Origin of the sequence: Streptomyces sp. SCSIO ZS0520, assembly GCF_025643355.1 — a bacterium.
Taxonomy (GTDB): Bacteria; Actinomycetota; Actinomycetes; order Streptomycetales; family Streptomycetaceae; genus Streptomyces; species Streptomyces physcomitrii.
Genome location: NZ_CP092644.1, coordinates 571,607 through 595,039, shown reverse-complemented (window position 1 = coordinate 595,039; position 23,433 = coordinate 571,607). Strand labels below are relative to the sequence as shown.

Genomic DNA, 23,433 nt, shown 5'->3' with positions numbered 1-23,433 from the left:
CCACCGACCCACAGAGACCCACCGACCCACAGAAAGGACGGCCCCGTCATGCCGGACACGGTGACTGCCGCCGCGGTGCCCGTGGTCGAGGCGGCCGGAATCTCCAAGCGCTACGGAGCGACCGTCGCCCTCAGCGACGCCCGCATCGCCGTCGCCCCCGGGGAGTCGCACGCCCTGGTCGGCCGCAACGGCGCCGGAAAGTCGACCCTGGTCTCGCTGCTCACCGGGATCCAGAAGCCCGACACCGGAACCCTGCGCTTCTCCGGCGAACCCGCCCCCGCCTACGGTGACACCGACGCCTGGCGCGCCAGGGTCGCCTGCGTCTACCAGAAGTCGATGGTCGTCGGCGAACTGACCGTCGCCGAGAACCTCTTCCTGCACCGCCAGAGCACCAGCGGCCTCAGGCCCATCCGCTGGCGGGAGCTGCGCCGCCGCGCCGCCGACCTGCTCGCCGAGTACAGCGTGGACGTGGACCCCGCCCGCAAGGTCAAGGAACTGACCGTAGAGCAGCGGCAGTTCGTGGAGATCGCCCGGGCGCTCTCCTTCGGCGCCCGGTTCATCATCCTCGACGAGCCGACCGCCCGCCTCGACGCCCGCGGCATCGAGCGCCTCTTCACCCGGCTCCGCGACCTCCAACGGCAGGGCGTGGCCTTCCTGTTCATCTCGCACCACCTCCAGGAGGTGTACGAGCTGTGCGCGAGCGTCACCGTCTACCGCGACGCCCGGCATGTGCTCACCGCGCCCGTCGCCGCACTCGGCCACGACGACCTCGTCGAGGCGATGACCGGCGAGAGCGCGGCCAGGCCCGCCCCCGGGCGCAAGACCAGGCCGCTGCCCGCCGATGCCCCCGAGGTGCTCAAGGTGGACCGGCTCGCCCACGGGGACCACTTCTCCGGGGTCTCGCTCTCGGTGCGGGCCGGTGAGGTGGTGGGCCTCGCGGGAGCCGCCGCCAGCGGCTGCGTCCAGGTCGGCGAGACCGTCGCCGGTCTGCGCCGGGCCAGTGCCGGGAGCGTCGAGGTGGCCGGGCGCCGGGTGCGCAACGGCGATGTGCCCGCCGCCCTGGCGGCCGGGGTCGGCTTCGTCCCCGAGGACCGGCACCTGCAGGGGCTCGTCCACCACCGCAGTGTCGCGGAGAACGCCACGCTCACCGTCAACGACCAGCTCGGCCCCTACGGCACCGTGCTGCCCTCCCGCACCCGCGCCTTCGCCCGGCGGATGATCGCCGAACTCGACGTCAAGACGCCGGACGCCTCGACCCCGGTCTCCGCGCTCTCCGGCGGCAACCAGCAGAAGGTCGTGGTGGCCCGGGCGCTGGCCACCGACCCGCACGTACTGATCGCGATCCGCCCCACCAACGGGGTGGACGTGAAGTCCAAGGAGTTCCTGCTCCGCCGGATCCGGCAGATCGCCGAGGAGGGCCGCGGCGCGGTCGTCGTCTCCGACGAGCTGGACGACCTGCGCGGCTGCGACCGCGTCCTGACCATGTTCCACGGCCGGATGGGGCCCGAGTTCCGCCGGGGCTGGAGCGACGAGCAACTCGTCGCCGCCATGGAGGGCATGGCCGGACCGGACGCCGGGACCGGGCACAGCCAGCACAGGAAGGAAAGCGATGTCCGTCACGACTGACCTCAACGCACCGGAGCGCGGACCGGGCGTCAAGGAGACGGGCCGCGGCCGGCGGCGGATCGACTTCGCGCAGTACCGCGACCTCTCCCTGGTGCCGGTGCTGCTCGTGCTCTGCCTGATCGGCTTCATCGTCTCCCCGGCCTTCCTGACCACCGACAACCTGCTCGGGGTCGCCCAGCAGTCCACCGAGCTGAGCCTGCTCGTACTGGCCGCCGCGCTGATCCTCATCGTCGGCCGGATGGACCTCTCCCTGGAGTCGACCATCGGCCTCGCCCCGGTGATCGCGGTCTGGCTGGTGCTGCCCGACGCGGGCCGCTTCGCGGGCCTCGGCCTGCTGCCGGTGTGGACGGCGATCCCGCTCTGCCTGCTCGTCGGCGCCGCCGTCGGCGCCCTCAACGGCTTCCTCATCCTGAAGCTGCGGCTCAACGGCTTCATCGTCACGCTCGGCGGGCTCACCATGCTGCGTGGACTCCAGGTCGCCATCTCCAAGGGCAAGTCCATCGTCGACGTACCGCCCTCCTTCCAGTACCTCGGCAGCGCCACCTGGCTCGGGGTGCAGGCCGCGATCTGGATCTGCATGATCCTCTTCGCCCTCGGCGGCTGCGCGCTCGCCTGGCTGCGGCACGGGCGCGCCCTGTACGCGATCGGCGGCAACCCGGAGGCGGCCCGCGCGGCGGGGATCCGGGTCGACCGGCTCACCTGGATCGTGCTGATCATCGGCAGCGTGCTCGCCGCCTTCGCCGGGATCCTCTACACCGGCCACTACGGCTCCATCTCGGCCGACCAGGGCAACGGCTGGATCTTCCAGGTCTTCGCCGCCACCGTGATCGGCGGGGTCAGCCTCAACGGCGGCCGCGGCACCCTCTTCGGCGCCCTGACCGGCGTCCTCACCCTGCAACTCGTCGTCAACGTCATGACGCTGGCCGGGGTGCCGCCGCTGTGGAACCAGTTCCTCAACGGCGCCATCATCATCGTCGCGCTGATCATCTCCCGCTTCGCCTCCGGCGAGAAGCAGGAGTAGCCGGGCCCCTCGCCGCCGCCCGGTCCGCCCTTCGCGGCGACCGGGCGGCGCCGTTCGCGGTACGGTTCCGCAGCCGCCCGCGGCAGGTGCGCGGCGGTCGTTCACACCCCTCGCCCGAGGACGGCGGCCGGGCTTCGCCTGGCTATGCTGAGGGCAGTTCAGGTCCAGGGAGGATCCGCGTGCCGGTCACCGACGAGGCGATCGAGAAGATCAAGGGAATGATCGTCAGCGGTGAGCTGCGCCCCGGGATGCGGCTGCCCAAGGAGGCCGACCTCGCCGAGCGGCTCGGCCTGTCCCGCAACTCGCTGCGCGAGGCCGTCAAGGCGCTCTCCCTGATCCGGGTGCTCGATGTGCGCCAGGGCGACGGCACCTATGTGACCAGCCTCGAACCCCGGCTGCTCCTGGACGCCCTCGGCTTCGTCGTCGACTTCCACCAGGACGACACCGTCCTGGAGTTCCTGGAGGTACGCCGCATCCTGGAGCCGCAGGCCGCCGCCATGGCCGCCCGCGCGATGCCGGACGCCGAGATCACCGAGCTGCGCCGGGTCCTGGACAGCCTGCCGCCGGACGCCTCCCTCGACCAACTCATCGACAACGACCTGGAGTTCCACCGCAAGCTGGCCCTCGGCTCCGGCAATACGGTGCTCTGCTCGCTGCTGGACGGGCTGAGCGGACCCACCACCCGGGCGCGGGTCTGGCGCGGGCTCACCGAGGAGGGCGCGGTGGCCCGTACCGTCGAGCAGCACCGCGCGATCTGCGATGCCATCGCCTCCCGCCGCCCGGACCTGGCCCAGGCCTGGGCGACGGTGCACATCGCCGGGGTCGAGGAGTGGCTGCGGCAGATGCTCGGCTCCGCCGACTCGGCGCTGCCGCCCACCTCCTAGCCGCCCCGCCCGGTCTCCCGTCCCCCGGCGGCCGGGGCCTCAGAGCGCGGTGCCGAAGTTCTGGGTCCAGATCGGGCCGCTCGCGTCCTTGCGCAGGCCGACGCCGATCTCCTTGAAGCCGCAGTTCAGGATGTTGGCGCGGTGGCCCTCGCTGTTCATCCAGCCCTCCATGACCTGCGAGGGGGTCTGCTGGCCCGCGGCGATGTTCTCGCCGTAGGTGCTCCAGCGGTATCCGGCGGCGGTGATGCGGTCGCCCGGGTCTCCGCCGTCCGGGTCGGTGTGCGAGAAGTAGTCGCGGTCGGCCATGTCGTCGGAGTGGCTCTGGGCCGCGGACTGGAGCTTCGGGTTGGCCGTCACCGGGCCGCAGCCGTTCTTCGCGCGCTCGGCGTTGACGAGCCGGGTGACCTGGTCGACCTGCGAGCCGCCGCCGGGCTCGGACTTCGGCTCGGCGGTCGGGGTCGGCTTCCTGGTGGGCGAGGGCTTCGCGGAGGACGGCTTCGGCTTGGGCTTCGGCTTCTTCGAAGGGCTCGGTGAACTGCTCTTGCTGGGGCTCTTGCTCGGGCTCGGCGAGGCGGAGGCGCTCGCCGAGGTCACCGGCGCCGAGGCCGGCGTCCTGGCCTCCTTGCCGTTGTCCTCGGAGGACCGGGTGCTGGTGTAGACGACCCCGCCCACGGCGAGCAGCAGCACCACCGAGGCGCCCACGGTCACGGCCTGACCGCCCCGCTTGCGCCGGTGCTTGCCCGCACCGGCGGCGGCGTGCGTACCGCCGGTTCCCGCGTGCGTACCGCCGCCGGTACCGGCAGATGAAGCGCCCGCGTGCCCCCCGCCCGCGTGCCCGCCGGTCCCCGCCGGGGCCCCGCTCTGGGCCGCGTACGTCCCGTCGGCGGGCGGGTGGCCGCCCGCCGATCCGCCGGAGAAGGGATCACCCGGTGTCCCGGCCTGGCCGCCGGGTATCGCGCCGCCGGATACCGGATCCCCGGGTATCGCGCCGCCGGAGGCCGGATGGACGGGTACCGGTCCGCCCGGCATTCCGGTCGCCGCCGCGGCCTGGGCGCCGTGGAAGAGTCCGGGCGCGGCGGCGAGGCCCGCGCCGAGCGGCACCAGGGCGAGGCCCACGAGGAGGCGTTCGGCGACGACGAGTCCGGCGCCCTGCTCCGAGCAGAGCGGGCAGTCGCGTACGTGCCGGGCGAGCCGCTTGCGCCAGAGCGCCGAGGGCGAACCGTCCCAGGCCTCGGCGACCTGGCCGAGACCCGGGCAGAGCGGGCGCAGCGCGAGGGCGCGCACCACCGTGCGCGCGGTCTCCAGCTGCGCCTTCATCCGCTGCACGCGTACCGCGGTGTGCTGCGGGGAGAGCCCCATGGCGGCGGCCACCTCGGTGCGGCTCAGGCGGCCCGAGACCTCCAGCCACCACAGCGAGAGCAGGGCGTTGTCGTCGGGGTCCAGCCAGCGCGTCGCCTCGGCGGTCTCGCGCCGCTGCCCGGAGAGGCCGAGCCGCAGGATGGTCAGATCCACGAAGTCGGCGCCGGGGTCCGCGATCTCGCGGGTCTCGGGCAGCGGGCCAGGACCCTGCTCCGCGGGGCTCTGCCAGTGGCGGCGCAGTTCGTTCATCGCGATGGCGAGCAGCCAGGACTGGAAGCTGGCCGGATCGCGCAGGCTGCCGAGCGAGCCGAGCGCGCGCAGCATCGTCTCCTGGACGATGTCGTCGGTGTCGGCGTGCCCGTGCAGGGCGCGGCCGACCACGTTGTACAGGAGTGGCAGGTACGCGCCCACCAGTTCGTCCTGTGCCCGCTGGTCCCCGGTCTGCGCGGCCCGCACCAGGGCAACGGCATCGTATTGGCTGCTCACGGCCTCGTCCCCACTCGCTCTCGTCTCGCCTCGGTGGCCCTACACCTTGGGAGACCCCACGGGTGTGCGCGGATAACAGAAAACAGCATCCGGGTCGTGGAAGAACAGAGCGGACGGCGATACGAAGTCCCTGAGCGGGCGTCAGCCCTGTCCGTCTCCGGCGCCCCCGGCCCGGCCCCGCGGTGCGGCTTCGCCCTGCTCCTCGCCGACCGGGAACGGCGGCCGGCCGGTGCCGGTGATCCGGTAGCGGTGCCAGAGGTCGGGGTCCGCGAGCTCGCCCTCGGACTCGCCGTACGGGGTGCGCAGCGCGCCCTTCGCCCGCTTGCCCTGGAGCAGGTCCGCGAGTCCGGAGTCGGCGGCGATCCGCCCGTACCAGTGGTACTTGCCGTCGATGGGCTGGAAGTGCCCGCGCAGGTCCACCTCGACGGGGTGCTCCGCACCGGCGACCGTCAGCCGCGCCGGGCCGCGGTATCCCTCGTCCGGCTGCTCCGCGCCGTGCTCCCCGGCGGGGAGGTCCGGCGGGGCGAGGGGGGAGTCGGGCATGACGGGTCTCCTTCGTCGGGGCCGGACGGCTCGGCGGACGTGGGGGCGGCGGGAGCGGCGGGCGGCGCCGGGAAGGAGGCGGACGGGGCGGACCCGGCGGCAGCGGACCTCGGCGGCGCTGCGGCCCGGGTCGCCTGGATGTCGGGGGCGTTGACGGCGACCTCGGGGTCGAGCTGCACGCCGTGGCGGCGGAGCACCCCGTCGATCAGCGACCAGATGAAGCCGACCAGGTGTTCCTCGACCTCGGCGCGGTCGCTGCGCGGGTCGGTGGTCCACCATTCGGCCGTGCTCTGCACCATGCCGACGATCGCGTGGGCCATCGGCGCGGCGGCCCGTTCGGTGATGCCGAAGGCGAAGAGGTACTCGTCGAAGGCGTGGGCGAGGGTGGCGGCGATGACGCTCTTGCCCGCCTCCACCCCGCTGTCCCCGGCCTCGGCTCCGCCCGGCTGGGTGCGCCGGATGAACCAGTAGAGGTTGGGCTGCTCCTCGATCAGCGAGAGATAGCCCCGTACCGCGGCCCTGATCCGGTCCCGGGGCGAGGCGGTGTCGTCCAGGGCGGGGGCGAGCCGGGTCACCAGGAGCTCGGCGCCGCGCTCGTGGATGGCGTCCTGGAGTCCGGCCTTGTCCTCGAAGTGGCGGTAGAGCACCGGCTTGCTGACCCCGGCCTCCGCGGCGACCTGCTCGACCCGCAACTCGGGCCCGTGCCGGGCGAAGGCGCGCAGGGCGGCATCGACGAACTCGGCGCGGCGGGCCGCCCGGTGGGTGCGCCACCGCTCCCGCCGTCCGTCCCTGGTTCTGCCGGACTGTCCGCTCTTGACTACCACGGCCCCGAGACTACATGCTACCGAGGGTAAGCGTTACCTAGAAGTAACGGTAAACGCGAGGAAATGGGGACGAGCCGCATGGCCGACACAGCGTCCGCAGCGAACGTCAGCGACCGGGAGAAGACCGCGGCACGGCTGCTGTCCTCCTCGGCCAGGAAGTTCTACGACCCCGAGATCGACCTGGACTGGAACGCCCCCCTCGTCGAGGGCAAGGGCTATATGGTCCCCGAGCGCATCTCCCTCTACGGCACGGACCTGTGGCGGCGCCTGTCCGAGGAGCAGCGCCTCGAACTGGGCAGGCACGAGATCGCCACCGTCGCGAGCGTGGGCCTGTGGTTCGAGGTCCTGCTCATGCAGATGCTGCTCAAGGCGGTCTACAACGGCGACCCCGGCAGGCAGCACGAGCAGTACGCGCTGACCGAGGTGGCCGAGGAGTGCCGCCACGTCACGATGTTCGCCAAGATGGTCAAGCGCATCGACGCCCCGGCCTACGGCCCGCCCGCCTATGTGCACCGGCTCGCCAAGGTGCTGCCGACCCTGGCCTACGGGCCCGCGATGTTCGGCTCGATCCTGGTCGCCGAGGAGATCCTCGACCGACTGCAGCGCGAGATGGCGGCCGACGAGTCCCTCCAGCCGCTGATCCGCATGGTCAACCGGATCCACATCATGGAGGAGGCCCGGCACGTCACCTTCGCCCGCGAGGAGGTGGTCCGCGGCATGGGCGCCCTCGGCCCCGCCGAACTGCGCTACCAGCGGCTGATGATCGCCCTGGTCTCCTTCTTCATCACCCGCAGCCTGATCAACCCCCAGGCGTACGCCGCCGTCGGGCTCGACCCGAAGGAGGCCTGGCGGGCCGCGCACCGCAACCCGTACTACCGGGAGACGATGCGGTACTCGGGCGAGCGGATCATGTCCTTCCTGGACGAGAACGGACTCGTCGGCGCCCCCGGCATGAAGCTGTGGCGCCAGACCCACCTGCTGGGCTGAGGCCTGCTGGGCTGAGCCGGGGAGGGGCCGCGGCGGGGCCCGGGGAACGCGTCAGGGGTGCGCTCCCCGGGCCCCGCGCACGGACGGGGGAGTCGCGGACAGCAGAGGTCCGCGAGGGCGGTTAGCGTGCCGCCATGACGAGCAGGCAGCAGCGGGCCACCGCGACGACCGGGCGGCAGCCGGCCGGACCGACCGGACGGAAGGCCACCGGACGGGAGGCCACCGGGCGGCAGACGAGCGGACGGAAGAAGCCGGGGACGGCAGCCGGGGGTGCGGGCGGAGAGCCCGAGGTGCTCTCCGCCCGCGCCCTCAACCGGGCCACCCTCGCCCGCCAACTCCTTCTGGAACCGGCCGAGTCGACGGTGCCCGAGGCCCTGGAGCACCTGCTCGGCCTCCAGGCGCAGAACGTCCGGCCGCCCTACTTCGCCCTCGCCGCGCGGCTCGCCCGCTTCCGGCCCGAGGACCTCTCGGCGCCGATGGCCGGGCGTCAGGCGGTCCGGAGCGCCACCCTGCGCTCCACCCTGCACACCCACACCGCCCGCGACCTCCTGCGGCTGCGGCCCTTCGTCCAGCCGGCCAAGGACCGCGAACTGCACCATTTCCGCAAGGGCCTGGTGGGCGTGGACCTGGACCGCCTGAGCGCGCTGGCCCGCGAGCTGGTGGAGGACGAACCGCGCACCATGGCCCAGCTGCGCACCGCCCTGGGCGCCGCGTGGCCCGATGCCGAGCCCCGCGCCCTCGCCATGGCGGCCCGCTGCCTGCTGCCGCTGATCCAGGTGACGCCGCGCGGCCTGTGGGGGCGCGGCGGCCAGGTCGCCCTGACCACCGCGGAGAAGTGGCTCGGCCGGGCGGCGGCCGAGGCGGTCGAGCCGCTCGGCGCCGGGGAGGCCGTCCGCCGCTATCTGGCCGCCTTCGGGCCCGCCTCCGTCAAGGACATGGGGACCTGGTGCGGGCTGACCGGGCTGCGCGCCGGGTTCGAGGAACTGCGGCCCGCGCTCCGGGTCTTCCGCGACGAGCACGGCACCGAGCTCTTCGACCTCCCCGAGGCCCCGCGGCCCGACCCGGACACCCCCGCGCCGCCCCGCTTCCTGCCCGAGTACGACAACCTCCTGCTCTCGCACGCCGACCGGACCCGGGTCATCCCGCCCGTCCACCGGCACCGCCACGTACGCGGCAACCAGGCCTTCCGGACCCTCCTCCTGGACGGCTTCCTCGCCGGGCTGTGGCGGCTCGACGAGAGTGGGGAGCGGCCGCTGCTCACGGTGGAGCTGTTCGAGGGGGCGAGCCGCGCCGCGCGCAGCGGGATCGAGGAGGAGGCCGGGCGGCTGATGTCCCGGATGTGCGCGGCGGGTACCGGAGAGGTCCGCTTCGCCGCGGTGGCCGGGCCGCCCGGCTGAGGCGGCGGGCCCGCGCGCCCGGTCCGCGCCTGACCTGGAGGGCAGGCGTTCCGGCCGCCGGACGGACAGCCCCGGCCAGGGGCTGGTGATCGGCCCGCCCGGGGACCACGATGGGGGCCAGCGCCGGAGCAGGGACCCGGCGAGGAGGAGGACTGATGACGCCCACTGGCGCCACGGAGGCATTCCGCAGCGCACGCGACTTCCTGCTGGCGAACCGCGAGGACTACCGGGCCGCGTACGAGGGCTTCCGGTGGCCGCGTCCGGCGCACTTCAACTGGGCCCTCGACTGGTTCGACACGGTGGCCGAGGGCAACGACCGCACCGCGCTGCACATCGTCGAGGAGGACGGGGCCGAGACCCGGGTGTCCTTCGCCGAGATGTCCGAGCGGTCCGCCCGCACCGCCAACTGGCTGCGCGCACAGGGGGTTTCGGCGGGCGACCGGATCCTCGTCATGCTCGGCAACCAGGCCGAGCTGTGGGAGACCGCCCTCGCCGCGATGAAGCTGCGCGCGGTGGTCATCCCGGCGACGGTGCTGCTCGGCCCCGCCGACCTCGCCGACCGGGTGGCGCGCGGCCGGGTGTCCCATGTCCTGGTCCGGGGCGAGGACACCGGGAAGTTCGCCACCGTGCCCGGCGACTACACCCGGATCGCGGTGGGGGAGCGCACCCAGGGCTGGCTCCGCTACGCGGACAGCGCCGGGGCCCCGGCCGACTTCGTCCCGGACGGGCCGACCCGCGCCGAGGACACCCTGATGCTCTACTTCACCTCGGGCACCACCGCCCAGCCCAAACTGGTCGAGCACACCCATGTCTCGTACCCCGTGGGCCACTTGGCGACCATGTACTGGATCGGGCTGCGGCCGGGCGATGTGCATCTGAACATCTCCTCGCCGGGCTGGGCCAAGCACGCCTGGTCCAATCTCTTCGCCCCCTGGAGCGCCGAGGCCACCGTCTTCCTCTACAACTACACGCGCTTCGACGCCGCCGCGCTGATGGCGCAGATGGACCGCGCGGGCGTCACCACCTTCTGCGCCCCGCCGACCGTCTGGCGGATGCTCATCCAGGCCGACCTCGGTCAGCTGGAGCGGGCCCCGCGCGAGGTGGTCGCCGCGGGCGAGCCCCTCAACCCGGAGGTCATCGAGCAGGTCCGCCGCGCCTGGGGCGTCACCATCCGGGACGGCTTCGGGCAGACCGAGACCGCCGTGCAGGTCTCCAACAGCCCCGGCCAGCGCCTCAAGCCCGGCTCCATGGGCCGCCCGAGCCCCGGCTTCCGGGTGGAGCTGCTCGACCCGGAGACCGGCGAACCCGGCGCCGCCGAGGGCGAGATCGCCCTCGACCTCGCCGCCCGCCCGGTGGGCCTGATGACCGGCTACCACGGCGACCCGGAGCGCACCGCCGAGGCGATGGCGGACGGCTACTACCGCACCGGCGACATCGGCTCCCGCGACGCGGAGGGCTACCTCACCTACGTGGGCCGGGCCGACGACGTCTTCAAGGCCTCCGACTACAAGATCTCCCCCTTCGAGCTGGAGAGCGCACTGCTCGAACACGAGGCGGTGGCCGAGGCCGCCGTGGTGCCCGCCCCCGACGAGGTGCGCCTCGCCGTGCCGAAGGCGTACATCGTGCTCGCCGCGGGACACACCCCGGGCCCGGAGGCCGCGAAGGAGATCTTCGCGCACTCGCGGGCCGTGCTCGCCCCCTACAAGCGGCTGCGGCGGCTGGAGTTCGGCGCCCTGCCCAAGACGATCTCCGGCAAGATCCGCCGTATCGAGCTGCGCGAGCAGACCGCCGCCGGATCGGACCAGGAGTACCGCGAGGAGGACTTCCGGTGACCGCACTCAGCTACGCCCACGGCACCAGCGACACCCCGCTGCTCGGCCAGACCATCGGGGAGAACCTGGCCCGTACGGTCGCGGCCTTCCCGGACCGGGACGCGCTGGTCGACGTCCCCACGGGGCGCCGCTGGACCTACGCCCAACTACACGCCGAGACCGAGGTGTTGTCGCGGGCGCTGCTCGCCAGGGGAGTGGCCAAGGGCGACCGGGTCGGCATCTGGGCGGTGAACTGCGCGGAGTGGGTGCTGGTGCAGTACGCCACCGCCCGGATCGGCGCCATCATGGTCAACATCAACCCGGCCTACCGGGCACATGAGTTGGAGTTCGTCCTCCGGCAGGCGGGCATCGGCCTGCTGATCGCCTCCACCGGCCACAAGAGCAGCGACTACCGCGCCCTGGTCGCCCAAGTGCGGGACAACTGCCCCGAGTTGCGCGAGACCGTCTTCCTCAGCGACCCCGGCTGGGAGGAGCTGACCGCGGCCGCCCCGGCGGTCAGCGCGGAGCAACTGGCCGCCCGCGAGGCCGAGTTGAGCTGCGACGACCCGATCAACATCCAGTACACCTCGGGCACCACCGGCTTCCCCAAGGGCGCCACCCTCTCCCACCACAACATCCTCAACAACGGCTACTGGGTGGGCGAGACGATCGGCTACACCGAGCAGGACCGGGTGTGCGTGCCGGTGCCCTTCTACCACTGCTTCGGCATGGTGATGGGGAACCTGGGCGCCACCTCGCACGGCGCCTGCATCGTCATCCCCGCGCCCTCCTTCGAACCGGCCGCCACCCTCCGGGCCGTCGCGCAGGAGCGCTGCACCTCGCTGTACGGGGTGCCCACCATGTTCATCGCGGAGCTGAACCTCCCGGACTTCGCCACGTACGACCTCAGCTCGCTGCGCACCGGCATCATGGCCGGCTCGCCCTGCCCGGTGGAGGTCATGAAGCGGGTCGTCACCGAGATGCACATGTCCGAGGTCTCGATCTGCTACGGCATGACCGAGACCTCGCCGGTCTCCTGCCAGACCCGCCGCGACGACGACCTGGAGCGCCGCACCGCCACCGTGGGCCGCGTACTGCCGCACATCGAGGTCAAGGTGGTGGACCCGGCCACCGGTGTCACCCTGCCCCGGGGCGAGGCCGGGGAGCTGTGCACCCGCGGCTACAGCGTGATGCTCGGCTACTGGGAGGAGCCGGAGAAGACCGCCGAGGCCGTCGACGCCGGGCGCTGGATGCACACCGGCGACCTCGCCGTGATGCGCGAGGACGGCTGCCTGCAGATCACCGGCCGTATCAAGGACATGATCATCCGCGGCGGCGAGAACATCTACCCGCGCGAGATCGAGGAGTTCCTCTACGGCCACCCCAAGATCGCGGACGTCCAGGTGGTCGGCGTCCCGCACGAGAAGTACGGCGAAGAGGTCCTGGCCTGCGTCATCCTGCGCGACCCGGCGGAGAGCCTGACACTCGCGGAGATCCAGGACTTCTGCCGCGAGCGCCTCGCGCACTACAAGGTCCCGGCCCGGCTGCGGACCCTGGAGAGCTTCCCGATGACGGTCAGCGGCAAGGTCCGCAAGATCGAACTGCGGGAGCGGTACGGCTCCTGACGGACCCGGCCCGGCCCGGACGGCGCCGCGCCGGGCCGGGTCCGGACCGTGCCCTTCCGGGTCGAGTCGGGCCGGGTCAGGTCGAGTCGGGTCGGGTCGTACGGAGTCCACCGGCCGTGCGCCCCGGCCGCCGCCCCTCGGTTAGGGTCGCCCGCAACGGCCGGTGGACCGGATCCGGCCCGGCAGGAAGGGGCACCGTGCGACTGCGCCTGGAGTTCACCACCGAGCCCTTCGACCTGGAGGAGACGCCGGAGCACGCCCGCGCCACCCGGACGGTGCTCGACGGCGCCGCGCTCGACTCGGTGGACGTCGGCCCCTTCGGCAACACGGCGGAGGGCACGCCGGAGGCCGTACTCGAAGCCGTCTCCGCGGTACTGCGCAGCGGCCTCGATTCCGGCGCCACCCGGATCTCGCTCCAGGTCAACGTCCTTGAGGGGGAGGGCCGTTGACCGCGGACCGAGCCCAGGGGCCCGCCGGGACGGCGGACGGGGCCGACGCGGGTTCCCTCGCCGGTGAGCCCTTCGCGGCGGCCGTGCGCCCCCTCGTCGAGGCCATGGGCGGCACGATGCTCCCGCCCGCCGAGGCCCGCGGCGAGGACGTCGTCCTCAGCTGGGAGGGCCGCGAGGTCCTCGCGGTCCGGCTGCCGGGACTCGCCGACTCCCTGGAGCGCATCCTGGCGGCCCTGGAGCAGCAGCACGGCACCCCGCTCTCCGGGCTCGACCGCCGGACCAAGCAGGAGATCGTACGGAGCCTGGAGGCGCGCGGCGCCTTCACCGTGCGGCACGGGGTGGAGCGGGCGGCGCAGGCGCTCGGCGTCAGCCGGTTCACCGTATACAACTACCTGAACAGGCAGAACAGCCCCGATCAGGGGTGAATCCCTTGCGGGACAAGGGGTGCGGACGATCTTCCGGCCCCGACTTCAACAAACTGTTGACGCGGCGCCGCTTCCCCGGCTTAGCTGTGGGCGCCGCCCGGTATCAGGCACAGGAGGCACCATGACGTCCGACCCGGCCCTCGGCCTCGACCGCTTCAACGCGCTGCCGCCCGAGGAGGCGGCCGATCTGCTCCTGGAGATCTGCGCGTCCCCCGCCTGGGCCTCGGCCGTGCTCGGCGGTCGCCCCTTCGCGGCCAGAGCGGACCTGTTCGAGGCCTCGGACGCCGCCCTCGACCTGCTCTCCGAGTCGGACCTCGCCGAGGCGATGGCGGCCCATCCGCCGATCGGCCGCCCCAAGGAGGGCGACCCGGTCTCCGCCCGCGAGCAGCGGGGCGCCGCCTCGGCCAGCGAGGAGATCAAGGCCGAACTCCTCGACCTCAACCTCCGCTACCAGGACCGCTTCGGCCATGTCTTCCTGATCTGCGCCACCGGACTCGGCGCCGAGCAGCTGCGCGACGCCCTGCGCGAGCGCCTGGACAACACCCCCGAGCGCGAACTCCAGATCGTCCGCCGCGAACTCGGCCGGATCAACCACATCCGGCTCACCCGCCTCGCCGGTCCGGACACCTCGGCCCGATCGGACACCCCTACTCGTCCGGACACCTCGGCCCGATCGGACACTCCGGCCCGACCGGACGGCGCGGACCGGCCGAAGGATCCGGGGAACGGGACGGCGGACCGGGCGCCGGAAAGGCCGGAAGAGCCGGAAAAGCCGGAAGAGGCCGAGGCGACGGCCGAGGCGGACAAGCCGAAGGACGGGGGAGAGTGACGCCATGAGCGAGCAGCAGCACCCTGGGGCCGAGACCGCGGCGAGCAGCGAGCCCCCCGCCGCCCCCCTCACCCCGACCACCGTCTCCACCCATGTCCTGGACACCGCTGCGGGCCGCCCCGCCGAAGGCATCCCGGTGGCGCTCTCGGCGCAGGCCGCCGACGGATCCTGGCGGGCGGTCGGCGACTCCCGCACCGACGGGGACGGGCGCTGCCGCGAGCTGCCGCCGCTGCCCCCGGGGACCGGCGCCGCGCGGCTGGACTTCACCACCGGGCCCTACCTCGGCGGCCCCGACCCCGAGGCACCGGCCGGTTTCTTCCCGGAGGTCACCGTCACCTTCGAGGTGCGGCCCGGCGAGCACTTCCACGTACCGCTGCTGCTGAGCCGGTTCGGCTACTCGGTCTACCGGGGCAGCTGACGGCGGCATCCGCGCGCCCGCGGCAGGCGGGCGCGCGGCACCTCGATCCGACCGAAGGGGGCGTACAGCATGAGCCAACAGGACCGGCCGCGGCCGGTGGTGCTCGGCCAGAACCAGTACGGCAAGGCGGAGACCCGCGTCGTACGCGTCACCCGGGACGGGCCGGTGCACCGGCTGAAGGACCTCAGCGTCTCGGTGGCCCTCTCCGGCGACATGGACGCGGTCCACCTCAGCGGCTCCAACGCGCATGTGCTGCCGACCGACACCATGAAGAACACCGTCTTCGCCTTCGCCAAGGAGCACGGCATCGCCTCCGCCGAGGAGTTCGGCATCCGGCTGGCCCGGCACTTCACCGACTCGCAGGAGGCGATACACCGGGCGCGGATCGGCATCGAGCAGTACGACTGGGAGCGTCTCACCGACGCCGAGGGCAGCGGGCTGCCGCACTCCTTCGTCCGCAAGGGGCAGGAGACCAGGACGGCCCGCCTCGACTACGACGGCGGTCGCTGCGAGGTCGTGTCCGGCCTCAAGGACCTGGTCGTCATGAACACCACCGACTCGGAGTTCTGGGGCTTCGCCAGGGACCGCTACACCACCCTCGCCGAGACCCGGGACCGGGTGCTCGCCACCGAGGTCCACGCCCGCTGGCGCCACGCCTGGAGCACCGACGAGGACCCGCTGCCCGACTGGGAGGCCTCCTACGCGGCCGTACGCGCCGCGCTCCTGGACGCCTTCGCCGGTACCCACTCCCTCTCGCTCCAGCAGACCCTGTACGCGATGGGCGCCCGGGTCCTCGAAACCCGGGACGAGATCGAGGAGATCCGCCTCTCGCTGCCGAACAAGCACCACTTCCTCGCCGACCTGGAAGCCTTCGGCCTGGACAACGAGAACGAGGTCTACTTCGCCGCCGACCGCCCCTACGGGCTCATCGAGGCGACCGTGCTGCGCGAGGGCGGCAGCCCCCGCATCCCCACCGAGCCCACCCAGGGCTGAGCCCCCCTTTGGAGCCCCCATGCCGCGCGAGGAACACCCCGAGCCGGGAGGCGAGGACCGCTCCGGGCAACTGCCGCCGGGCGGCGAGCGCCTCGTCATCGAGAACTGCGCCGTCGCGACCGTCGACGCCGAGGGCACCGAGTACCCGAGCGGGCACCTGGTCCTCGCGGGCGGGCTGATCGAGTCCCTCGGGCCCGGTCCGGCGCCCGAGGACCTGCCCGGCCCGGTGCGCCGCATCGACGCCGCCGGGCATCTGGCGACCCCCGGACTCGTCAACACCCACCACCACTTCTACCAGTGGCTCACCCGCGGACTCGCCACCGACCACAAGCTCTTCGACTGGCTGGTGGCGCTCTACCCGACCTGGGCGCGCATCGACGAGCCGATGGTGCACGCCGCCGCCGGGGGCTCGCTCGCGATGATGGCGCGGGGCGGTGTCACCACCGCCATGGACCACCACTACGTCTTCCCGCGCGGCACCGGCGACCTGTCCGGCGCGATCGTACGGGCCGCCGGGGAGACCGGCGTCCGGCTGACGCTGGCCCGGGGCTCGATGGACCGCGGCGAGTCGGCGGGCGGACTGCCGCCCGATTTCGCCGTGGAGAGCCTGGACCAGGCCCTCGCCGCCACCGAGGCGACCATCGACGCCCACCACGACGCCTCCTTCGGCGCCATGACGCAGATCGCGGTGGCCCCCTGCTCGCCCTTCTCGGTGAGCACCGAACTGATGCGGCAGGGCGCGGAGTTGGCCCGCCGCAAGGGGGTGCGGCTGCACACCCACGGCTCCGAGACGCGGGAGGAGGAGGCCTTCTGCCACGAGCTGTTCGGGATGGGGCCCACCGACTACTTCGAGTCCACCGGCTGGCTCGGCGAGGACGTGTGGATGGCGCACTGCGTCCATATGAACGACTCCGACCTGGCGGCCTTCGCCCGCACCCGCACCGGCGTCGCGCACTGCCCCTCCTCCAACGCCCGCCTCGCCGCCGGGATCGCCCGGGTCCCGGACATGCTGGCCGCGGGCATCCCGGTCGGCCTCGGCGTCGACGGCACCGCCTCCAACGAGTCCGGCGAACTCCACACCGAACTGCGCAACTCCCTGCTGGTCAACCGGCTCGGCCCGCACCGCGAGGCCGCCCTCACCGCCCGCGAGGCCCTGCGCCTCGCCACCTTCGGCGGCGCCCAAGTCCTCGGCCGGGCGCGGGAGATCGGCTCCCTGGAGCCCGGGAAACTGGCCGACCTGGTGCTCTGGCGGATGGACACCCTCGCCCACTCCACGATCGCCGACCCGGTGAGCGCCCTGGTCCTCGGCGCACCCGCCCCCGTCACCCTGTCCCTGGTCGGCGGCCGCGCCGTGGTCGAGGACGGCAGACTGCTCGGCGTCGACGAGGAGGCCCTGGCCCGACGCACCCGCGCCGAGGCCCAGCGCCTCGCCGGTCTGGGGACTGTTTGAGAGGGCGCGTCTGCCGCATGACGCTGTGCACGCCCTCTCGCCGCACCGGCGACCCCGCTGGGCTGTCGGTGCGGCCCGACAACGCCGCCGCCCTCGCCCTCTACACCCGCTGCGGCTTCGGGCACACCGCCGAGCCGGGTGAGCTGCTGCCGGACGGCTCCCGGGAGCTGGTCATGGCCAAGCCGCTGGGAGTCGGCTGACTGCCCCCGCCGTGGCGGTCCTCGCTCAGAGCCCGAGCAGCTCCGGCTTCCGGGCCAGCGCCCGCATCCGCGCGGCCGGGTCCGGTACGAGCTTGCGCGCCGTCAGGTCGAGGATGCCGCCGACCGCCGTCACCTGCGCCGAGAGGGTGCCGTCCCGGAGGGTGATCGACTGCTCCAGGGTGAAGGTCTTGCCCTCGCCCCAGACGAAGGCGCAGCTGACCTCGACCTCGTCGCCCGCGTGCAGTTCCCGGCGGTACTTGATGGTGGTCTCCAGCGCGGCCGGACCGATGCCCTGCGCGAGGAGGTCGCTCTGCCGGATGCCCGCCTCCTGGAGCAGGGACCAGCGGGCGTGTTCGGCGTACTGGAGGTAGACGGCCTGGTTCAGATGGCCCTGGGTGTCGGTCTCGTATCCGCGGACGGTGACCGGGACGGAGTAGGGCTGTGCCACAGCGAAGTGCCTCTCGGAACGGGGGAGCTGAGCCTGTGCTCACCTCATTCAACAGCGGGAAACGGCGGCTGCCGGGGTGACGCCCGCCACGCGCGCTCAGCTCCGGCGCGGGGAGGCAAGCAGGTACCGGGATCTTCGGCGCGGCTCGGTGTGCTCGCCGGTCTGCCAGCCCGCCGCCACCAGCGCCTCGGCGCAGGAGCGCAGGCGCTCCGCGTCCGGCTCGTGCACGGCGACGGCCTCCGGCTGGGGCGTGCCGAGGACGCGGTAGCCCTCGCCCGCGGTGGAGGCGGGGCGGCAGCCCGCCGCCTCCAGGGCGAGGGCGGCGGCCGGTATCAGATGGGCGCGCTCCCAGCCGCAGGGGCGGTTCGCCTCGCCCGCGGGGTTGGTCATCCGGCGCAGTTCCAGGAGGCCCTGCCAGGCGGTGCGCACCTCGTGCCGCCGGGCCGGGCCGTCGGCCGGGGCGGGCGGGTCCCCCGTACGCGCGGCGAAGACACCGGGGGCGGCGGCCGGGGCGGTGGACTCGGCGGCTGTTCCCGGTGGGCCGCCGGGTCCGGTCGTCGGGGCGGGCTCCGGTGCGGGTGCCTCGCGCAGCCGGTGGCCGGCGGGGGAGAGGTAGCGGTCGTGCGGCGGGCGGGGGTGGACGAAGGCGAGCCCGAGCCGCACCAGGGCGTCGAGTTGCCGTTCGGTGCCCTTCAGCCGACCGGTGAGCGGATCGGCGGCCTCGATCAGGCGCAGCTGGGCGGCGCTCGGCGGCCGTGCCATGGTGTCTCCTTCCTCTGCTTCTCCGCGTACCCGTGCCTCCGCGTACCCGTGCCCGCGAGGGCGGGGCCCCGGATCCGGAACCTGCCCCCGATCCGGAACCCTCCCTACGCACTCCCTCGCGTACGCACTCCTCGGAGACTACGAGGGGGGTCTGACATTCCAGGCGGCGAGGACCGGGCGGCCGTGCTCGGTGCTCAGCCGTCCGACCGTCCCGGTCGCCAGCTGGAACAGCGCGCCCGAGGACGGCGGCAGCCCGAGCCGCCGGGCGGTCAGCACCCGCAGGTAGTGGCCGTGCGCGACCAGGACGACGCTGCCCTCCTCCTGGGCGAGCGCGGCGTCCGCCTTGGCGAGCACCCGGTCGGCCCGCGCCCCGACCTGCTCCGGGCTCTCCCCGGGGTGCTCCGGCGGCCCGGCGGCCACCCCGTCCCGGAAGAGGAACCAGTCGGGCCGCTCCCGCTGGATCTCGGCGGTGGTCACGCCCTCGTAGGCGCCGTAGTCCCATTCGCTGAGGTCCTCGTCCAGGCGCGGGCTGCCGAGTCCGGCGAGGGCGGCGGTCTCCCGGGCGCGCAGGCGCGGGCTGCAGAGGACCGCGGCGATGCGGTGCGAGGTCAGCAGGGGGCCCAGGGACCGGGCCTGGGCGCGGCCGTTCCCGGTCAGCGGCAGCTCGGTCCAGCTGGTGTGCTGCCCCGTCAGGGACCACGCGGTCTCGCCGTGCCGCACCAGGAGCAGGTCACCCATGTCGTGCGTTCCGTTCTGTCGGTGCCGGGCCGTTCGCGTCCCGTGCCTGGGCACCGAGCCTGCCACCGCCCGGGCCGGGTACGGTGTCGGCGCCGCCCGGCGGGTCGCCCGTCGGGGCGGTCGGCTCGCGTCCGGCGGCCCCGGTCGCCGCTACTGCCGGTAGCTGCCGAGGAAGCGCCCGATGCGTCCGATGGCGGCGTCCAGGTCGTCCGCGTGCGGCAGGGTCAGGATCCGGAAGTGGTCCGGGCGCGGCCAGTTGAAGCCGGTGCCCTGGACGACCTGGATCTTCTCGCGCAGCAGCAGGTCCAGGACGAAGCGCTCGTCGTCGTGGACGGCGTGCACCTTCGGGTCGAGCCGCGGGAAGGCGTACAGCGCGCCCTTCGGCTTGACGCAGCTGACCCCGGGTATCTCGTTGAGGCGCTGCCAGGCCCGGTCGCGCTGCTCGTGCAGGCGTCCGCCGGGCGCGGTGAGCGCCTGGATCGACTGCCGCCCGCCGAGGGCCGCCTGGATCGCGTACTGCGCGGGCGCGTTGGGGCACAGGCGCATCGAGGCCAGCATGGTGAGGCCCTCCAGGTAGTCGCGGGCCTGCTCCCTGGGTCCGGTGACGACCAGCCAGCCCGAGCGGAAGCCCGCCACCCGGTAGGTCTTGGAGAGGCCGCTGAAGGTGAGCACCACCAGGTCACCGGACTCGGCGGCGAGCGCGGCCGCCGAGTGGTGGACGGCCCCGTCGTAGAGGATCTGGTCGTAGATCTCGTCGGCGAAGACCATCAGGTGGTGCCTGCGGGCGAGTTCGAGGATGCCCTCGACGATCTCCTTCGGATAGACCGCCCCGGTCGGGTTGTTGGGGTTGATGAGGACGACGGCCCGGGTGCGGTCGGTGATCTTGGCGGCCATGTCGGCGAGGTCCGGGTACCAGTCGGCGGACTCGTCGCAGAGGTAGTGCACGGGCCGGCCGCCCGAGAGGGTGGTGACGGCGGTCCACAGCGGGAAGTCCGGTGCGGGGATGAGGACTTCGTCGCCGTCCTCGATCAGCGCCTGCACCGCCATCGAGACGAGTTCGGAGACGCCGTTGCCGAGGTAGACGTCCTCCACGTCGACGTCCAGGCCGAGTTGCTGGTAGCGCTGGGCCACCGCGCGCCGGGCCGGGAGGATGCCGCGCGAGTCGGTGTAGCCGTGCGCCTGCGGCAGCATCCGGATCATGTCCTGGACGATCTCCTCCGGCGCCTCGAAGCCGAACTGCGCCGGGTTGCCGGTGTTCAGCCGCAGCACGCTGTGCCCGGCCTCCTCCAGGGCGTTGGCCTGTTCGATGACCGGGCCGCGGATCTCGTAGCAGACCTCGCTCAGCTTGCTCGACTGCCGGAACTCCATGCCGCGCCCCTCCCCGGTGCACACGGCCGGTCCGTATGCCCTCTACTGCTACTTGGTTTTACCAAGTTCGAGCTTGGAAAGTCCAACAACATGTCTAGACTGCTGCCATGCCACGACCGCCACGCAAGGAGGGGCGCCGCAGTTACGACCAGTTCTGTGCCGCGGCCCGCGCGCTCGACGCCATAGGGGACCGCTGGAGCCTGCTGATCGTGCGCGAACTCCTCGCCGGACCGCGCCGGTACACCGATCTCCACGCCGACCTGCCGGGCGTCAGCACCGACGTACTCGCCTCCCGTCTGAAGGATTTGGAGCGCGAGTCCCTCGCCACCCGCCGCAGGCTCCCGCCGCCCTCCTCCGCCCAGGTCTACGAACTCAGCCCGCGCGGACGGCAGTTGCTCCCGGTGCTCCAGGCCCTCGGCGAGTGGGGCGCCCCGGCTCTCACCGAGCCCCGCCCCACCGACGCGGTACGGGCGCACTGGTTCGCGCTGCCCCTCCTGGCCCGGATCGAGGCCCTGCACACCGGCCCCGGCACCGTCCAAGTCGACCTGGACCAGGGCGAGTTCCATCTCCACCTCGGTACGGACGGCGGCCCGGTCTACGGCGAGGGCCAGGCGGAAGCCCCGGCGGCCCGGCTCCGCCTCGACGCCGCCACCTGCGCCGCACTCAGCCGCGCCGAGCTGACCTTCCCGGAGGCGGTGGCCCGGGGGCGTCTGGAGGTGGCGGGCGAAGGGGAGTTGGCGCGAGTGCTGGGCGGCGGCTGAGGCAACTCCCGCTCCGTGGGCCGCCGTTGAGCAACCGCCGGGGCTGCATGGTACGGAGCCCGATCTCGGCGCAGGCCCGGCGCAGGGTGTCGAGACCGTAAGCCTCGGTGGGGCCGATGACTCCGGGAGTGAGGGCGGGGCGGGTGCTGGGGTGCTCGGCGGCCCGGGCCATCGGTTCGCCGGAGTCCCGGGCGCCCGGGGTGGCCAGTACGTAGTCGGGGGCGACGCGGGTCTGCCCGGCGTTGGTGAACGTGCCCCACACCAGGCGGTGTGCGGTGCCGGCCATATCGGCGCTTTCGTCCACGAACACCGGCGATTTGCCGCCGAGTTCGAGGGTGGTCGGGGTGAGGTTCCGCGCGGCAGCGGCGGCCACGATCCGCCCGACCGCGCCGTTCCCGGTGCAGAAGAGGTGGTCGAAGCGCCGCGTGAGCAGAGCCGTCGTCTCCTCGGCGGCTCCCTCGACGACGGCGACGGCCTCCACAGGGCGGGGCAGCAGCTCGGCGAGCAGGGCCCTGGTGGCGGGTGCCAGTTCGCTCGGCTTGACCACGGCGGCGTTTCCCGCGGCCAGGGCGCCGACCAGGGGGTTCAGGGTGAGCGTCAGCCGATAGTGCGCGGGCGCCTGACCTGATCGGTGCCTGAGTCGGCCGATGCCCGAACCGGTCGCTGCCCGGTGCGGCCGGTGCCTGGCCCGGCCCCGGCCCGGGTTGCACTCCCCAAACCGGGCGAGACCATGGCATGGGGGGCGTTTCTGCCTGAGAGCGAAGACACCTCGCGGCCGATCGGGGCCGCTCGAACAGGGCACGCAAGTGTTCGTGACATGGAGTGAACATGACCGAGCTTCCGCCGCCTGTGACGCCGTACCTCGAACCCGCAGCGAAGGAGCTGGCCGAAGCGACCGACCCGCACCCCCGGATCTACGAGGTGCCCCCGGAGAAGGGGCGCGACATCCTGCTCGGCCTGCAGACCGGCGAGGGTGTGCCCCGGCCCGAGGTCGACGAGGAGTGGGTCGACGTGGACGCGGGCAAGTGGGGCACGGTCCGTACGCGCCTCATCAAGCCCAAGGGGGCGAGCGGGCCGCTGCCCGTGGTCTTCTACATCCACGGCGCCGGCTGGGTCTTCGGCGACGACCGGACCCACGACCGCCTCTTCCGCGAACTCGCCGTCGGCGCGGGCGCCGCCGGGGTCTTCCCCGTCTACGACCGGGCGCCCGAGGCGAAGTACCCGACCCAGGTGGAGCAGAACTACGCGGTGGGCCAGTGGGTCCTTCAGCACGGTGCCGAGCACGGCCTGGACACCTCGCGCATCGCCGTCACCGGGGAGTCGGTCGGCGGCTGCATGTCGGCGGTCTTCGCGCTGATGAACAAGGACCGCGGCGGGATCGACCTCAAGGCCCAGGTGCTGCTCTACCCGGTGGCCGACGCCGACTTCGACACCCCGTCCTATCTGCAGTTCGCCGAGGGCTACTACCTGACCCGCGACGGCATGAAGTGGTTCTGGGACGCCTACACCACCGACTCCGCCCAGCGCGCCGAGCCGTACGCCTCCCCGCTCCAGGCACCCCTGGAGCACCTGCGGGGCCTGCCCACCACCCTGGTCATCACCGACGAGGCGGATGTGCTGCGCGACGAGGGCGAGAAGTACGCCAACAAGCTGCGCGAGGCCGGGGTGGACGTCACCTCGGTCCGGGTCGCCGGCATGGTCCACGACTTCCTGCTCCTGGACAGCCTCCGCGACACCCGCGCCGCCAACGTCGCCCGCAAGCTCGCCGTGGACGCCCTGAAGGCGGCGCTGCACGACTGACGGCGGCTGAGCAGGGCGGCCTGTGGGCGGCCGCACCGCCCGCGCCACCCGAAGTGCGGGCGGCCGCACGATCCGGGCCCGTCGGCGCCTTCCCGGCGCGGGCGGGCCCGGACGTTTCGCCTGTCCGGGCCGCGCGCCCGGGCGAGCCCGCCGGGGCCTGGGAGGGAGAGAGGGCCCGGGAAGGACAGGGGGAGCGGCCCCAGTGTTGACGGTGCTTACATTCCCCTCT

The 23,433-nt window shown here is 73.2% G+C and carries 22 protein-coding genes and 2 pseudogenes; 16 read left to right on the top strand and 8 right to left on the bottom strand.

The window, feature by feature from the left end; translation table 11 throughout:
- Positions 1-48: 48 nt before the first annotated feature.
- The 3 genes from MID12_RS02210 to MID12_RS02200 all read left to right on the top strand — a co-directional run bounded on the left by MID12_RS02210 (position 49) and on the right by MID12_RS02200 (position 3,531).
- Positions 49-1,626 (top strand): sugar ABC transporter ATP-binding protein, encoded by a 1,578-nt coding sequence (locus tag MID12_RS02210; RefSeq protein WP_263164538.1) that lies wholly within the window; start codon positions 49-51, stop codon positions 1,624-1,626.
- Positions 1,610-2,647: an ABC transporter permease gene (locus MID12_RS02205; protein ID WP_040246379.1), complete on the top strand. Its 1,038-nt coding sequence runs from the start codon at positions 1,610-1,612 to the stop codon at positions 2,645-2,647. Before MID12_RS02210 ends, MID12_RS02205 begins: the two co-directional genes overlap by 17 nt.
- Before the next feature lie 179 nt (positions 2,648-2,826).
- Positions 2,827-3,531: a FadR/GntR family transcriptional regulator gene (locus tag MID12_RS02200; protein WP_040246378.1), complete on the top strand. Its 705-nt coding sequence runs from the start codon at positions 2,827-2,829 to the stop codon at positions 3,529-3,531.
- Between the two features lie 39 nt (positions 3,532-3,570).
- Here MID12_RS02200 and MID12_RS02195 read toward each other — a convergent pair whose 3' ends face one another.
- The 3 genes from MID12_RS02195 to MID12_RS02185 form a co-directional block, all read right to left on the bottom strand.
- Positions 3,571-5,376, bottom strand: a complete 1,806-nt coding sequence (locus MID12_RS02195; protein ID WP_263164536.1) for a sigma-70 family RNA polymerase sigma factor — start codon at positions 5,374-5,376, stop codon at positions 3,571-3,573.
- 141 nt (positions 5,377-5,517) lie between these two features.
- A complete protein-coding gene (locus tag MID12_RS02190) occupies positions 5,518-5,919 on the bottom strand; it encodes a DUF4873 domain-containing protein (RefSeq protein WP_263164535.1) in 402 nt (133 codons plus the stop codon).
- On the bottom strand, positions 5,826-6,743 hold the full coding sequence (locus MID12_RS02185; protein WP_052482051.1) for a TetR/AcrR family transcriptional regulator: 918 nt from the start codon (positions 6,741-6,743) through the stop codon (positions 5,826-5,828). The genes MID12_RS02190 and MID12_RS02185 overlap by 94 nt, the downstream gene beginning before the upstream one ends.
- Positions 6,744-6,821: 78 nt before the next feature.
- Between MID12_RS02185 and MID12_RS02180 the strand changes: the two genes are divergently transcribed.
- From MID12_RS02180 to MID12_RS02130, 11 genes and pseudogenes are all read left to right on the top strand, one after another.
- A complete protein-coding gene (locus MID12_RS02180; RefSeq protein ID WP_263164532.1) occupies positions 6,822-7,730 on the top strand; it encodes an AurF N-oxygenase family protein in 909 nt (302 codons plus the stop codon).
- A 134-nt stretch (positions 7,731-7,864) separates the two neighbouring features.
- The gene (locus MID12_RS02175) at positions 7,865-9,127 is read left to right on the top strand and encodes a winged helix DNA-binding domain-containing protein (protein WP_263164531.1); all 1,263 of its coding nucleotides are present in this window, start codon (positions 7,865-7,867) and stop codon (positions 9,125-9,127) included.
- 155 nt (positions 9,128-9,282) lie between these two features.
- Positions 9,283-10,959 (top strand): AMP-binding protein, encoded by a 1,677-nt coding sequence (locus MID12_RS02170; protein ID WP_263164530.1) that lies wholly within the window; start codon positions 9,283-9,285, stop codon positions 10,957-10,959.
- Positions 10,956-12,563, top strand: coding sequence for an AMP-binding protein (locus tag MID12_RS02165; RefSeq protein ID WP_263164528.1), 1,608 nt, complete (start codon positions 10,956-10,958; stop codon positions 12,561-12,563). The genes MID12_RS02170 and MID12_RS02165 overlap by 4 nt, the downstream gene beginning before the upstream one ends.
- Before the next feature lie 197 nt (positions 12,564-12,760).
- Positions 12,761-13,012, top strand: coding sequence for a hypothetical protein (locus tag MID12_RS02160; RefSeq protein ID WP_263164526.1), 252 nt, complete (start codon positions 12,761-12,763; stop codon positions 13,010-13,012).
- A gap of 104 nt (positions 13,013-13,116) precedes the next feature.
- Positions 13,117-13,437, top strand: a complete 321-nt coding sequence (locus MID12_RS02155) for a helix-turn-helix domain-containing protein (protein WP_052482993.1) — start codon at positions 13,117-13,119, stop codon at positions 13,435-13,437.
- A 121-nt stretch (positions 13,438-13,558) separates the two neighbouring features.
- Positions 13,559-14,062, top strand: a pseudogene (gene uraD / locus MID12_RS02150) (2-oxo-4-hydroxy-4-carboxy-5-ureidoimidazoline decarboxylase); the annotation flags it as partial.
- Positions 14,063-14,270: 208 nt separating this feature from the next.
- Entirely contained in the window at positions 14,271-14,684 is a 414-nt protein-coding gene (gene uraH, locus MID12_RS02145; RefSeq protein ID WP_263164524.1) for a hydroxyisourate hydrolase, read from the top strand.
- Positions 14,685-14,753: 69 nt separating this feature from the next.
- The gene (gene pucL / locus MID12_RS02140; RefSeq protein ID WP_263164522.1) at positions 14,754-15,677 is read left to right on the top strand and encodes a factor-independent urate hydroxylase; all 924 of its coding nucleotides are present in this window, start codon (positions 14,754-14,756) and stop codon (positions 15,675-15,677) included.
- 19 nt (positions 15,678-15,696) lie between these two features.
- A complete protein-coding gene (locus MID12_RS02135; protein WP_263164520.1) occupies positions 15,697-17,127 on the top strand; it encodes an 8-oxoguanine deaminase in 1,431 nt (476 codons plus the stop codon).
- A 17-nt stretch (positions 17,128-17,144) separates the two neighbouring features.
- On the top strand, positions 17,145-17,327 hold the full coding sequence (locus tag MID12_RS02130; protein WP_263164518.1) for a hypothetical protein: 183 nt from the start codon (positions 17,145-17,147) through the stop codon (positions 17,325-17,327).
- Positions 17,328-17,352: 25 nt separating this feature from the next.
- Here the strand turns inward: MID12_RS02130 and MID12_RS02125 are convergent, their stop codons facing one another.
- From MID12_RS02125 to MID12_RS02110, 4 genes are all read right to left on the bottom strand, one after another.
- Positions 17,353-17,775: an acyl-CoA thioesterase gene (locus MID12_RS02125; protein WP_263164516.1), complete on the bottom strand. Its 423-nt coding sequence runs from the start codon at positions 17,773-17,775 to the stop codon at positions 17,353-17,355.
- A 96-nt stretch (positions 17,776-17,871) separates the two neighbouring features.
- On the bottom strand, positions 17,872-18,537 hold the full coding sequence (locus tag MID12_RS02120) for a hypothetical protein (protein ID WP_263164514.1): 666 nt from the start codon (positions 18,535-18,537) through the stop codon (positions 17,872-17,874).
- A gap of 138 nt (positions 18,538-18,675) precedes the next feature.
- Positions 18,676-19,275: a histidine phosphatase family protein gene (locus MID12_RS02115; protein ID WP_263164512.1), complete on the bottom strand. Its 600-nt coding sequence runs from the start codon at positions 19,273-19,275 to the stop codon at positions 18,676-18,678.
- Between the two features lie 150 nt (positions 19,276-19,425).
- On the bottom strand, positions 19,426-20,643 hold the full coding sequence (locus MID12_RS02110; RefSeq protein WP_040246355.1) for a pyridoxal phosphate-dependent aminotransferase: 1,218 nt from the start codon (positions 20,641-20,643) through the stop codon (positions 19,426-19,428).
- A 107-nt stretch (positions 20,644-20,750) separates the two neighbouring features.
- Here MID12_RS02110 and MID12_RS02105 point away from each other — a divergent pair, with 107 nt between their 5' ends.
- Positions 20,751-21,404, top strand: a complete 654-nt coding sequence (locus MID12_RS02105) for a winged helix-turn-helix transcriptional regulator (RefSeq protein ID WP_040246354.1) — start codon at positions 20,751-20,753, stop codon at positions 21,402-21,404.
- A 196-nt stretch (positions 21,405-21,600) separates the two neighbouring features.
- Here the strand turns inward: MID12_RS02105 and MID12_RS02100 are convergent.
- Positions 21,601-22,023: pseudogene (locus MID12_RS02100) on the bottom strand (aldehyde dehydrogenase family protein); the annotation flags it as partial.
- Positions 22,024-22,232: 209 nt separating this feature from the next.
- Between MID12_RS02100 and MID12_RS02095 the strand changes: the two are divergent.
- Positions 22,233-23,204, top strand: coding sequence for an alpha/beta hydrolase (locus tag MID12_RS02095; RefSeq protein WP_263164510.1), 972 nt, complete (start codon positions 22,233-22,235; stop codon positions 23,202-23,204).
- Positions 23,205-23,433: the final 229 nt, after the last annotated feature.

Bases quoted from the DNA above. Each gene is read 5' to 3' on its own strand.
- MID12_RS02170 (WP_263164530.1), top strand. From the start codon at position 9,283: ATGACGCCCACTGGCGCCACGGAGGCATTCCGCAGCGCACGCGACTTC.
- pucL (WP_263164522.1), top strand. From the start codon at position 14,754: ATGAGCCAACAGGACCGGCCGCGGCCGGTGGTGCTCGGCCAGAACCAG.
- uraH (WP_263164524.1), top strand. From the start codon at position 14,271: ATGAGCGAGCAGCAGCACCCTGGGGCCGAGACCGCGGCGAGCAGCGAG.
- MID12_RS02180 (WP_263164532.1), top strand. From the start codon at position 6,822: ATGGCCGACACAGCGTCCGCAGCGAACGTCAGCGACCGGGAGAAGACC.
- MID12_RS02175 (WP_263164531.1), top strand. From the start codon at position 7,865: ATGACGAGCAGGCAGCAGCGGGCCACCGCGACGACCGGGCGGCAGCCG.
- MID12_RS02095 (WP_263164510.1), top strand. From the start codon at position 22,233: ATGACCGAGCTTCCGCCGCCTGTGACGCCGTACCTCGAACCCGCAGCG.
- MID12_RS02190 (WP_263164535.1), bottom strand. From the start codon at position 5,919: ATGCCCGACTCCCCCCTCGCCCCGCCGGACCTCCCCGCCGGGGAGCAC.
- MID12_RS02210 (WP_263164538.1), top strand. From the start codon at position 49: ATGCCGGACACGGTGACTGCCGCCGCGGTGCCCGTGGTCGAGGCGGCC.
- MID12_RS02155 (WP_052482993.1), top strand. From the start codon at position 13,117: ATGGGCGGCACGATGCTCCCGCCCGCCGAGGCCCGCGGCGAGGACGTC.
- MID12_RS02120 (WP_263164514.1), bottom strand. From the start codon at position 18,537: ATGGCACGGCCGCCGAGCGCCGCCCAGCTGCGCCTGATCGAGGCCGCC.
- MID12_RS02115 (WP_263164512.1), bottom strand. From the start codon at position 19,275: ATGGGTGACCTGCTCCTGGTGCGGCACGGCGAGACCGCGTGGTCCCTG.
- MID12_RS02110 (WP_040246355.1), bottom strand. From the start codon at position 20,643: ATGGAGTTCCGGCAGTCGAGCAAGCTGAGCGAGGTCTGCTACGAGATC.
- MID12_RS02105 (WP_040246354.1), top strand. From the start codon at position 20,751: ATGCCACGACCGCCACGCAAGGAGGGGCGCCGCAGTTACGACCAGTTC.
- MID12_RS02205 (WP_040246379.1), top strand. From the start codon at position 1,610: ATGTCCGTCACGACTGACCTCAACGCACCGGAGCGCGGACCGGGCGTC.
- MID12_RS02135 (WP_263164520.1), top strand. From the start codon at position 15,697: ATGCCGCGCGAGGAACACCCCGAGCCGGGAGGCGAGGACCGCTCCGGG.
- MID12_RS02130 (WP_263164518.1), top strand. From the start codon at position 17,145: ATGACGCTGTGCACGCCCTCTCGCCGCACCGGCGACCCCGCTGGGCTG.